The sequence below is a fragment of the Metabacillus litoralis genome, assembly GCF_020524045.1.
GTDB classification, from domain to species: domain Bacteria; phylum Bacillota; class Bacilli; order Bacillales; family Bacillaceae; genus Metabacillus; species Metabacillus litoralis_C.
Genome location: NZ_JAIVKL010000024.1, coordinates 14244 through 26631, shown reverse-complemented (window position 1 = coordinate 26631; position 12388 = coordinate 14244). Strand labels below are relative to the sequence as shown.

The window sequence follows — 12388 nt, the reverse complement described above, 5'->3', positions numbered from 1 at the left end:
CGAAAACAGCCTATATTAAAAAATCAATTGAACTCATTCATTACTTGAACAAAAGAATGAGTAAGCCATTTTTCACATGCAGAAGCTGATGTATTAATGGATTCTGTTATTCCTTGTTTATCGTCTTCAGTAAATTGACCTAAAACATAATCTGATATTTTCATCCCATTTGTAGGGCGATCGATACCTATTTTTATTCGGTTAAATTCTTGAGTACCCAAATGATGAATCATCGATTTGATGCCATTATGACCGCCTGCACTACCTTTTGTTCGTAAACGCGTTTTTCCTACAGGCAAATCGAGATCATCATATACAACGACTATCTCCTCTTCATTAACTTCATAATATTCCATCAGAGGTCGTATGCACTCACCAGACAAATTCATGTATGTGAGTGGTTTTAATAATATGACTTTCTCTCCAGATATATGTCCTATTCCATAAATCCCGTTAAATTTCTGACGATCTAGGGAAATAGAAAGATCATCTGCAAGCTTATCAATCACCATAAAACCGACATTATGCCTTGTTTTTTCATATTGTCTACCTGGGTTACCTAATCCTATTATGAGTTTCATAAATGTGAAACCCTCCTAACAAACTTCACTGTTACTATGTACATAAAAATTCTATCTTCTTTACAATATCATAAAAGAGACAAACCATAAATAAAACATGTTGTTAGATCATGTCTAATTTTGACAAAATCATCACTTTTTCTAAAAATATTCACCTTTCAACTTAGAATTAATACATTCTACGAAAATTACCTATTCATTTCGTCTCTTGCCTTATGCCATCTAGCTAGAATTAGTATAACCAAAAATGAAAGTGTCAGTCCTCCTTTTCATCGTACAAAGGAGAACTGACACTAAAGAATTATTATATATATTAAGCTTCGTTATGCTCTCGACCCTCTTCATTTTCGGGAGTCCCTGGTTCTTGTTCTTCTCCACTATCAATTTCTTCTTCTTGTTTAGGAGGGAGAATTGAAGCAATCACTTGTTCTTCATCTTGGACATATGTATAATCTCCATGATTTGGTATGTCCTTAATTAAGATTGTCTCGTTCACACCTAAACTTGAGATATCTACATCAATAGTTTGAGGGATTTTACCAGGTTTAGCAGCAATCGTTAATTCGTGTAGTGGTTGTTGTAAAACACCACCATCTTTAACACCCTGTGCTTCACCATTTAGATGGATAGGTACCTCTACCTCCACTTCAGACTGCATGTCCACTACATGGAAATCAGCATGTACAAGTTCATTTTTAAGTGGATCTGTTTGCATATCATACAGCATAACTGCATGTGATGCTCCATCTATATCTAATTGAATAATCGTATTCTTACCTTCTTCTCTAAGGGTTTTAATAAGTGCTATACTGTCCAATGCAATCGGTTTACTCTCTATCTTTTTACCATATATTACAGCTGGTACTTTACCAGATTCACGTACTTTTCTTTTTGCAGAGTTTGTAAATTCTTTTCTTTCTACTGCTTGTATTGTCGTCATATATACACCTTCCTAATATGAGATTCATTCCTTATCATTGTTTTTCCCATAAGTTAAGTAGTATAAACATAATTCAAGGCTCTTTTCTGAAAGATTGTTGCTACTCGACTTAATTTATCCATTGAGAACAGTCTTTTCAGCGTATAAATGGTACGTTTCTAGCAGCAAAGATGCCACTAGTCTTTATACATATACATTGCTGTTTCCTTCAATTTTAAAAGTGCCATATAAAAAAGCTTATTTATATCCAATCTCTACACTGTTGTAGAGATTGGAACAAATAAGCTTTATTCTTAATCAAGTCAGTTGTCGTACGTTAATAAGTAACATTCTTTAGAAAAGACCCTTAATCAAATAATAAACTAACAGATTGTTTTTCATGAACACGAATAATGGCTTCTCCAATTAATGGTGCCACAGAAAGTTCTACTAACTTATCAATTCGTTTTTCTTCAGGTAATAAAATTGAATTTGTTACAACTAACTCTTTAATTTTAGAGTTTTGAATACGATCTATTGCTGGACCTGATAAGACAGGATGTGTACAACAAGCATAAACTTCTTTAGCACCGTTTTCTACTAACGCATTAGCTGCTAAAGTTATTGTACCAGCTGTGTCGATGATATCATCGATTAAAATAGCCGTTTTCCCTTCAATATTACCAACAATATTCATTACTTCAACAACATTTGGTTTTGGACGCCTTTTATCAATGATTGCGATTGGAGCTTTAAGTTTATCTGCAAGCTTTCTCGTTCTTGTTACTCCACCATGATCTGGTGAAACAATAACAATGTCTTCTAGATTTTTACCTAGGAAGTATTCTCCAAGAATTGGTACACCCATCAAATGATCAATTGGAATATCAAAGAATCCTTGAATCTGTGGGGCGTGTAAGTCTAATGTGATTACACGTGTTGACCCTGCAGTTTCTAAAAGATTTGCAACAAGCTTAGCTGTAATAGGTTCCCTCGCTCTTGCTTTACGATCTTGTCTCGCATAACCATAGTAAGGAATAACGATATTGATTGTTTTTGCTGAAGCACGCTTTAGTGCATCAATCATGATTAAAAGCTCCATTAAATGTTCATTAACCGGGCCGCTTGTTGATTGAATAACATAAACATCACTTCCGCGGATGCTTTCTTCAATATTAATTTGAATTTCACCATCACTAAAACGTGTAACAGAACATTTTCCTAAATCAACACCAACAACATCTGCGATTTCCTTTGCTAAAGCTGGATTAGAGTTTAACGTAAATATTTTTAAATTAGAATCACTATAACGATTAGGCATGGTAAAGTGAAAACCTCCATTAGGATTTTTTATTATTTAATCGGTCAACATAATTTTCTTTATTTACTTGTCGTGACCTTGCTACAGATAACGCTTTTTCTGGTACATCATTTGTAACGGTTGATCCTGCAGCTACATATGCGCCTTTACCAATAGTAACCGGAGCAACTAAATTTGAATTACATCCAATAAAAGCTCCATCCTCTATTTTTGTGAGGAACTTGTTTTTACCATCATAATTTACCGTAATTGATCCACATCCAAGATTTACATCTGCTCCAACCTCAGCATCACCAATATAGCTTAAATGTGAGGCCTTACTTCCTTTACCCATGACTGACTTTTTAATTTCAACAAAGTTTCCGATCTTTACTTCATCAGAGATCGTAGATAAAGGACGAATATGTGCAAATGGTCCAATCGCAACACTATTACCAATTTCACTATCATGTGCAACAGACTGACGTATGGTTGTTTGATTTTCAATCTTGCAATTCTTAATTTCTGTATTTGGTCCAATGATACATTCTTCACCAATTACAGTGTCACCTTGTATCATTGTTCCTGGATATATGATTGTATCTCTACCAATAATTGCTTCAGCAGAGATGTACGTGTGATCTGGATCTATAATTGAAACACCGTTTCTCATATGTTCTTTATTAATTCTTTGCTTCATAATTTTCTCAGCTTGAGATAAGGCGATACGATCATTTACTCCTAATGTTTCATCAAAAGAACCTGTTTGATACGCAGATACTATTTTACCCTCTTTTTGTAGAATTTCAATGACATCAGGTAAATAATATTCTCCTTGTACATTATCATTTGATACATTTGATAACGCTTTAAACAACTCTTGGTTATCAAAGCAATATGTACCAGTATTAATTTCTGTTAACTCTCTCTCTGCCTCGCTTGCATCTTTATGCTCTACAATCTTTTCTACCGTTCCTTCAGCACTTCGAACGATACGCCCGTATCCTGTTGGATCATCAGCCTTAGCAGTTAAGATTGTCGCCTTTGCCTTTGTTTCTTGATGGTGTAATAATAAGTCAGACATTGTTTCAGCTGTAATCAATGGTGTGTCTCCACAAATAACAATAGTTGTTCCTTCTTCTTTTTCCAAAAAGGAAGATGCTTGCATAACTGCATGAGCCGTTCCTAATTGTTCACTTTGCAAAGCATACTCTGTAGTGTCTCCAAGTTGAGATTTTACTTTTTCCGCACCATGACCAACAACTGTAACAGTTTTTGATAAATTCAGCTTAGACACTTGATCTACAACATGTTGAACCATTGGCTTTCCACATACAGGGTGAAGTACTTTGTATAATGATGATTTCATTCTAGTACCTTGACCTGCAGCTAAAATAACTGCATACCGATTATCCATATTCAGGCCTCCAATTTATCGATGAACTATATCTTTATGATTTATGTATAATTCCTTTTTATCCATAGAAAAATATATCTTAAAACATCATGTATTTCAAGGTAACAAACAAAAGTACATGATTTTTCTAATTTTAACATAGTTTTTATTTAATCGTGATTAACACTTTAAAATCACATAGATTTTTTTTAGAAATTAAAGTTCCAAAAAGTCTTTAAAACGTGAAAAAGGACTCTGCATATTTCGCAAAGTCCTTTACTTTTATTTTATGAAGCACCCGCTTCTTCAAATTCTACCTCAAGTTCACCTAAACGATGATACTCAGCTAATACAGCATCTTGAATTTTTCCGCGTGTATTAGAATTAATAGGGTGTGCTATATCTCTAAATTCACCATCAGGAGTGCGCTTACTTGGCATTGCAACAAAAAGACCATTGTTTCCATCAATAACGCGAATATCATGAACAACAAACTCATGATCTAACGTGATAGATGCAATAGCTCTCATTCGTCCTTCGGTGTTTACGCGGCGTAATCTTACGTCTGTAACTTCCATTCTGTTCACCACCTTTTCCCCCATATGAAAAACTTTAGTTTACATATTCAACAAATTTTTCATTATTCCTGCAATATTCAAAAAAAAATTTACAAAATAAGCAAATTTATTGACAATATATATTTTAAAAACTTCCCAATGATGAAAACGCTATCTTATTGAAATAATTATGAGTGAAATATGATCAAAAACAAGTCTGATAGAATAAGAAAAAACGTAAGCCAAGTTACTTATAGTTGTTGAAAAGATAGTCTACCCTCTCTATAAAGATGAAGCCTTCTGGAACTAGAATTTAAAACACAGTGTGTCTCTTACGTGTATTTAGTGGTTCAACTTGTTAAGAATACAAAAAAACCAATTACAGTGATCGTAATTGGTTTTTTTGTATTCTTTAATGGCTATGTTAAATATGTTGATTTTCAGCGCTTTGTTGATTGGAGGTGAATATATGAGACTCCTACGCGAGAAGCGTTTCAAAGGGAGACCCCTCAGGCGCGCAGCTTACGAGGAGGCTCCCGGACCTAGGAAAAAATATACTCTTTTCCCGGGAAAGCGAATGCCTGTAACGGAAATCAACAACAAAGTTTAAAAGAGTCTATTTAATTAAAGCAATTACTTCTATTTCTACAAGTGCATCTTTAGGAAGACGAGCCACCTCAACACAAGAACGTGCTGGCTTATGATTTGCAAAATATTGACCATATACTTCATTAAATGCAGCAAAAGTGTTCATATCGTCAAGAAAAACTGTTGCCTTTACAACTGTTTCAAGAGAAGCACCTGCTTCTTTTAGAACAGCCTGTAAATTCTTAAATACTTGATGAGTTTGCTCTGAAATATCACCAGTAACCATCTCACCCTCAGCAGTTAGAGGAATTTGACCTGAACTATAAAACAAATTATTGACAATAATACCTTGAGAATACGGACCGATAGCAGCTGGTGCATTTTGAGTGCTAACAATTTTCATACTAATTCTCTCCAATCTTTTTGTCTTTAACTAATTGAAAGTATGTCCCAGACATTACTTGAATATTACGCTCACGAACATCTACATCTGCCAACTTTACAAGTGAAATATATTCGTCTACAAGTCTTTCTTCAACACCTTCTGTTTCTACAAGAACACCTATACCTGCAACATTTGCTTTAAATTCCTCAAGTAAACTAATCATACCATTTATGGTACCACCAGCCTTCATGAAGTCATCGATGATCAGTACATTAGACCCCTCTTTTAGGCTGCGCTTAGCCAGAAGCATTGTTTGAATTCGTTTTGAAGATCCTGATACATAATTTATACTCACTGTAGATCCTTCTGTTACCTTACTATCTTTACGAACAATAACAACAGGCACATCTAACTGTGCTGCAACTGCATAAGCTAATGGAATACCTTTAGTCGCAACTGTCATTACGACATCTATTTTTCTATTACCAAAAGCAGTCGCAAATAGACGACCAATTTTATTGACTATTGAAGGATTTCCAAGGATATCAGTTAAATACAAATAACCCCCAGGAAGGAGTCTTTCTGGTTTTGCAATTAATTCACAAAGCTCATCAACAAATTGTTTTGCTTCTTTATGCTCAACCTTTGGAATAAACTTTACTCCACCTGCTGCTCCTGGAACTGTTAATAATGTTCCAATGCCATGTTGTTCAAATGTTTCCTTGATAATCGTTAAATCCTCACTTATTGAAGATTTAGCAGAATGATATTTTTCCGAAAAATATGTCAATGGTACCAAAGAATGAGGATGATGAAGCAAGTAGTTTGTCATATCAACAAGACGACCACTACGACGAAATTTCATAAAAGGGCAACCTCCAAAATCCGAATATTATTAAAGTAAATATAACTTAATATCCGTATTTAATCAAGGCTGTTTACATCACCCAGCATTCTCACTGCAAAAACTTGATCACAAAAACCTCGCAAGCCATTATAAACTCTTGCCAAGCGTGATTCATATTGAACTAAACCAAAGACAGTTGGTCCGCTTCCACTCATCAAGACAGCGTCAGCTCCAAACCTTTTCATCTGATCTTTTATATTCGCAACTTCAGGATGCATATGTAGAGTTACACTTTCTAAGACATTTCCCATCAAGTTGCAAATGCCATCATAATCACTATCACTTAAAGCTTTAACCATACCTTTGACATCAGGGTGTTTAATAGAATCAACTTTAAGGTTTCTATAAACATCTGCTGTTGAAACACCTATTGTTGGTTTTGCCAACACTACCCAACAATGTGGCGGCGGCTCAATATGTTGAATAATCTCTCCGCGACCTGTAGCTAATGCTGTTCCTCCATATACACAGAAGGAAACATCAGATCCAATTTCTGCTCCTATTTGAGCAAGTTCATCAAGAGATAATCCTAAATTCCAAAGACGATTTAAACCACGTAATGTTGCTGCTGCGTCACTACTTCCACCCGCTAAACCTGCTGCAACCGGAATTGTCTTTGTAATAGAAATCGAAATACCCTTATTTATGTTATAGCGTTCTTTTAACAACTTAGCTGCTTGATAAGCTAAGTTTCGTTGATCATCTGGAACAAATCGATTATGAGATACAATTCGAATATCTTCATATGGTAAATCAACTAATTCTACACGATCTGCTAGATCAATTGTTGTCATAATCATTTCTACTTCATGAAACCCATCCTTGCGTTTATGAAGTACATCTAATGACAAATTTATTTTGGCTGGTGCTTTTTCTAAAACACGTATTATAATCACCTACTTAAACGATCTAAAATTGTATCAACATTGTACCACAAAAGCTTGTAACGTACTGCTTTTTTCGACAATTCAACATCCTACTATTCGATTTTACCTTTTGTAAGGTTAAACTATGATTAAAGGAGCAGGCTCTTAGCTTAAACAACAAGCTTATTGTTAAATAGAATTGAGCTTTCATGTCCGATTATTTTCATTAGATCCGACGCCTGACTTCACACGACACAAATGTTATTTAAGGCATTTTTTGCTAATTGACGTCTTTACCTGTTAGAACTAAATACGAATTCAAAATGAATAGAAAGAAAGGGCTGACCAAATTAAGCATCGTATGAAAATACAAAGCCTTTTAGTCAACCCCATTGCTTTCATTAACCTTTATTATTTTGTTGCGCTAACTGCATTTCCGCTAACTCAATTGCACGCTTCACCATATTTCCAGCATCACGTGATCGAATTGCACCCCAGCCTTCTTCTTTTACCGTTTCGTAAAATCCTAAGTCTTTCGCTAATTCATATTTAAAGCCTTCAGACATAATTCCACGACGTCTACTCATTACCAAACACACCCTTTCAAAGGATAAGCAGGAATTCTTCAAAGAAGCTTAGAACGTGCAACATTTATATTATTGGATGATTATGAGTAATTTATACAAAAGTTAATTTGTCTATAAGAGGTTGTCTTCATGGACTTTGACAAACAGCCTTAAACAATAAATTTTCGAAAAGATTCTAAACAAAAGAAAAAACAGTAAACAATTATTGTCTACTGTCCACTAACTGCAATTGAACCAGCTGCATCTTCTAAGAATGTTAATTGTACTGTTTCAGTTAACACATCAGCATAACTATAAGATACACGTTCAAATGAATTTTCATCTTGATCAAGCTCAATAACAAAGACAGATGGATAGGTTTCTGCAAGCACACCACAGCGTTCTATCGTTTTTCTTCGACCACCGTTTGCTCTAAGAGTTAGTCGTCTGCCAAGATTACCGTCCAAGGATTTTTTAATATCCGTTAGAGTTTTTCCCATTGCATCCACCTCACTAGTATAATTATACAACCTTGAGCCTATGTAAGTCAAATAAAATTTAAATTATAACAGTATTTTTTCCTCACTGTCAATAAATTATTTTCAACAATTTTCTCATTTCTTCAGTTATAGTGTGAACATACTTGTCCCATTTTATGTACTAAAAATGAATGTTTTTTAATTAATTACTAAAATTGTTCATGATTTTTATATAAAAACTCTTCTTCCACTTTATTTTTCTTACTATATTCTTTTAAAAAACGTAAATGATCAATAAGATATAAGAAGGAAAGAAGGTAGTAATTTATCAAAAAAAGTAGTTTTTTTTATCATGATTTATTAATATCAATCTTTTTATAAGGCACTGTTTTAATAAGAAATTAAATTAATTTAATTGGAGTTGAATATATGAAGATTCCTATTTAGAGTAGCGTGTTAAAGGATTATACCGCAGGTGCACAGCTTACGGTAAGGATCTCAGACCCAGGAAGAATTGACCTTTGAAAAGCAAGTGATTGGACATTTTCATTATTCCTACCTAGGAAAAAATGAACTTCTTTCTAGGATAGTGAATGCCTATTACGGAAATCAACAATAAAATATAAAAGAGTCATATAAAAAGCCACTTACATTTTTCATAGTTGTAAGCGGCCCAATATTATTGTGATGAATGCTTTCTAAATGGCATACCTGTACGTAAGACGCCTTTCGTCTCTACTCCACCAAGTCCTTTTTCTCTTGTTAACGTATTTCTTAAAACATCCCATACATTAATTCTTTCTACAAAAGGAGTAAAACTAATCTTTGCAACAATATACACTGGATCTAGAGCATGGATGTTCACTCTAGAAGGAGAGCTAGCAAAATTTGCCCCTGCTCTTATTAATGATTCAAAATGTGATTGACAAGCACCAGCAAAGATAACTAGCTGATCAAGATGTGGTACTTTGTTCCTCGCATTGCGAACCGTTTGAACAAAGTGTTTTGAATGACGATAAGCATTTATATCATCAACTTCTCCTTTATGTTTTGAATAAGCATCATGTCCTGTTACTACAAGGATATCTGGTCGATATTTAGTAAGGAGTTCTCCAATTTTTTCTGGCATTTCTTTTTCTTTAACATGAACACCATTTACTGGTACACCTATCTTTTCATATAAAGATAAACATTTTTGTAGATACAATGGATCTCCATCAACATGTAACACTCTTCCTGGTAAATGAAAAAACTCTTCATTATGGCTATAACTTGAAGTTGCTGTATATTCCTGCTTTTCCCTTAGTAACTGATAATCCTGTCTAAATAAAAAGTAAGATTGATCAATCCGCTCTTTTTCCTTTAATTTACGACTATTTCTCTCAGTTTCGTCTATAACGACTAAATCACTGCAATTCGCATCAGCAATTAACCTTACTTCATCACCATATAAGATTGCGATCTGCTCACCATCAGCAGTTGTTTTTACATCAATGACTCTAAATAAAACATCTAGCTGATAAGACTGCCGTCCTACTACATCTCCGATTTTCACGTGCATATTCTATCACTCCAATGAATGATTCACTTAAACGATTGGCTTTGATAATAAAAGAATGGATATTTCTCTACATCCCTCATATCAAAGTTCCGTAGTATAAAAAGTATCCTTTTCTAGCCTATGAAATATTTCTCATTTGGTGATAAAGATGGTAGTTGTTTTCTCTTTTATAGGATTCTCTACATTCAACGTAATTTTACAAGAAAATAAACCAAACAAAAAAGAGGCTAGGACATAATTAAAGAAGTCATAAAAAAGACGAATAAATTCTAAATTAAGTTAAGTTAAAAGAAACAAGTTCGTTCCATTGCGCTGCAGACACTGCTTTCCACGGGGAGGAAGCTGAGCCTCCTCGACGCAAGCGCCTGCGGGGTCTCAGCCTTTCCTCTATTCCCGTAGGAGTCTAGTGTCTTCCGCTCCATTCCACTAGTTCTTAAAAATGATAAACAAAATCAAAAAACCTATTGAAGACGGCAAATAAAAACCCGAACTATTAGGCGAATGTTTAATTGACATATCACCTAATAATTCGGGTTTATCATCAGCTTAAATACTTATGTCCCAACCTCTTTACTATTAACGATCTTCTTCTATATATTTACTTCATTAAACCCTTGTCTAATGCTTCACTTAATAAAGCGAACTCTTCAATAGACAGAGTTTCACCTCTTCTTCTACTGTCGATATTTATGTCTGCTAATGTTTCTTCAATTTTAAGCTTTGACTCTTTTCCATTTGGTAAAAAGTGAACAAGATTATTTAATATTGTTTTTCTTCTTTGTGCAAAACCAGCTCGTATGATTTGGAAAAAGAACTCTTCATTTTTCACAGTAACCAATGGCTTTTCTCTAACTAATAAACGAATAATAGCTGAATCCACATTAGGCTGTGGTACAAACACCGTTTTAGGAACTGTCATCACTGTCTTAGCTTCAGTGTAATATTGTACGGCAATAGATAATGATCCATATTCCTTTGTTGAAGGACTTGCCGCAATTCGATCTGCAACCTCTTTTTGTAGCATAACAACAATACCTTTAAGTGGTAGCTTTTCCTCTAGTAGCTTCATAATAATGGGTGTTGTCACATAATAAGGCAGGTTTGCCACAACCATAATCTCTTCACAATCATTAAAATTTTCACTAATAGCTTCCTGTAAGTTAGCCTCTAAAACATCTTGATGAATCACCTTAACATTTGGATAAGGATCTAGTGTTTCCTTTAAAATTGGAAGTAAACGTTGATCAATTTCAAAAGCAACCACTTTTTTAGCTCTTCTTGCTAGCTGCTCTGTTAATGCACCTATTCCTGGTCCTATTTCTATTACTCCTGTTTTATCTGTTACTTCCGCATGATCAACAATTCTAGAAAGAACATTTGGCTCTATTAGAAAATTTTGACCTAGGCTTTTTTTGAATGAAAAACCATACTTTTCTAAAATGGCTTTTGTTCTGACTGGAGTTGCAATATCTTTCATCATTAATTCTTTTCCTCCTGTAGGATTATGTTTATTGCTTCAACATATTCTTCTTTCGTTATTTGAAACATTTGTATTCTTTTATGAAGTTGTTTTCCATTTGTATAGCCAATTTTTAAAATAATTCCTAATTTTTCACGTCTAGCCTTTGCTCGGCTACCGCCAATTAAACCTGCATCAACTAAATCATCAAAAGAAATATCGCTAATGTATTCTTCCATTTCTTCTTTCACAGATTGTAAAGCTAAACGAATTGCCTCAGGTGATGCATGTTCAACACCAATTCCTCTTCCTCTTTTTGGCCTTGCATCATTTTTAGGTATAAATGCATGCTTACAACCAGCTATTTGATCAGATATTGTTTTTCTTATTTTTTCACCTGGAAAATCAGGATCTGTAAATAAAATAACACCTCTAGTTTTTTGAGCAAGCTTTATTTGCTCTATAACAGTCTCTCCAATAGAAGATCCATTTGTTTCAATTGTATCGGCGTCTACCGCTCGTTTAATGGCTGTTGTATCATCTTTCCCCTCAACAACAATAATTTCTTTAATTTTCATTTTTTCCTCCAAATAATGAAACTTTCCTAGTCATTAATACGTCTAAATACTGAAGAAAGAATTAAACTCTTTTACACTATTTTTAGTTTCTCCAATATTATGTATGTAAAGCATACTAAAAGTATATACTTCATTAAAATTGAACAAAAGGATTAGCTCTAATTATTGTAACATTTCAAGAAAAACGTAAGGCAGTTAGCCCTTAGCTCAAGCATAAAGATACTAACATAATGGAAACAAACCTAT

General features: G+C 34.1%; 13 protein-coding genes. All 13 read right to left on the bottom strand.

Annotation, left to right across the window (positions count from 1 at the left end; translation table 11 throughout):
* Positions 1–23 precede the first annotated feature (23 nt).
* Entirely contained in the window at positions 24–581 is a 558-nt protein-coding gene (gene pth / locus LC076_RS21900) for an aminoacyl-tRNA hydrolase (protein ID WP_226671273.1), read from the bottom strand.
* A 313-nt stretch (positions 582–894) separates the two neighbouring features.
* Positions 895–1521: a 50S ribosomal protein L25/general stress protein Ctc gene (locus LC076_RS21895; RefSeq protein ID WP_226671272.1), complete on the bottom strand. Its 627-nt coding sequence runs from the start codon at positions 1519–1521 to the stop codon at positions 895–897.
* 346 nt (positions 1522–1867) lie between these two features.
* A complete protein-coding gene (locus tag LC076_RS21890) occupies positions 1868–2821 on the bottom strand; it encodes a ribose-phosphate diphosphokinase (protein WP_226671271.1) in 954 nt (317 codons plus the stop codon).
* A gap of 19 nt (positions 2822–2840) precedes the next feature.
* Positions 2841–4217, bottom strand: a complete 1377-nt coding sequence (gene glmU / locus LC076_RS21885) for a bifunctional UDP-N-acetylglucosamine diphosphorylase/glucosamine-1-phosphate N-acetyltransferase GlmU (RefSeq protein WP_226671270.1) — start codon at positions 4215–4217, stop codon at positions 2841–2843.
* Positions 4218–4483: 266 nt separating this feature from the next.
* Complete coding sequence (spoVG, locus tag LC076_RS21880; protein WP_046517517.1) at positions 4484–4774, bottom strand: septation regulator SpoVG; 291 nt, start codon at positions 4772–4774, stop codon at positions 4484–4486.
* A gap of 595 nt (positions 4775–5369) precedes the next feature.
* A complete protein-coding gene (ridA, locus tag LC076_RS21875) occupies positions 5370–5744 on the bottom strand; it encodes a 2-iminobutanoate/2-iminopropanoate deaminase (protein ID WP_226671269.1) in 375 nt (124 codons plus the stop codon).
* A gap of 1 nt (position 5745) precedes the next feature.
* The gene (purR, locus tag LC076_RS21870; RefSeq protein WP_226671268.1) at positions 5746–6591 is read right to left on the bottom strand and encodes a pur operon repressor; all 846 of its coding nucleotides are present in this window, start codon (positions 6589–6591) and stop codon (positions 5746–5748) included.
* A gap of 59 nt (positions 6592–6650) precedes the next feature.
* Positions 6651–7520: a 4-(cytidine 5'-diphospho)-2-C-methyl-D-erythritol kinase gene (gene ispE / locus LC076_RS21865; protein ID WP_226671304.1), complete on the bottom strand. Its 870-nt coding sequence runs from the start codon at positions 7518–7520 to the stop codon at positions 6651–6653.
* Positions 7521–7900: 380 nt separating this feature from the next.
* A complete protein-coding gene (locus tag LC076_RS21860; RefSeq protein ID WP_226671267.1) occupies positions 7901–8086 on the bottom strand; it encodes a small, acid-soluble spore protein, alpha/beta type in 186 nt (61 codons plus the stop codon).
* A 209-nt stretch (positions 8087–8295) separates the two neighbouring features.
* Positions 8296–8565 (bottom strand): biofilm formation stimulator Veg, encoded by a 270-nt coding sequence (gene veg, locus LC076_RS21855; protein WP_146950566.1) that lies wholly within the window; start codon positions 8563–8565, stop codon positions 8296–8298.
* Positions 8566–9223: 658 nt separating this feature from the next.
* Entirely contained in the window at positions 9224–10105 is an 882-nt protein-coding gene (gene yabG, locus LC076_RS21850) for a sporulation peptidase YabG (protein ID WP_226671266.1), read from the bottom strand.
* Between the two features lie 598 nt (positions 10106–10703).
* The gene (gene rsmA, locus LC076_RS21845) at positions 10704–11585 is read right to left on the bottom strand and encodes a 16S rRNA (adenine(1518)-N(6)/adenine(1519)-N(6))-dimethyltransferase RsmA (RefSeq protein ID WP_226671265.1); all 882 of its coding nucleotides are present in this window, start codon (positions 11583–11585) and stop codon (positions 10704–10706) included.
* The gene (gene rnmV, locus LC076_RS21840) at positions 11585–12142 is read right to left on the bottom strand and encodes a ribonuclease M5 (protein ID WP_226671264.1); all 558 of its coding nucleotides are present in this window, start codon (positions 12140–12142) and stop codon (positions 11585–11587) included. Before rnmV ends, rsmA begins: the two co-directional genes overlap by 1 nt.
* Between the last annotated feature and the right edge of the window lie 246 nt (positions 12143–12388).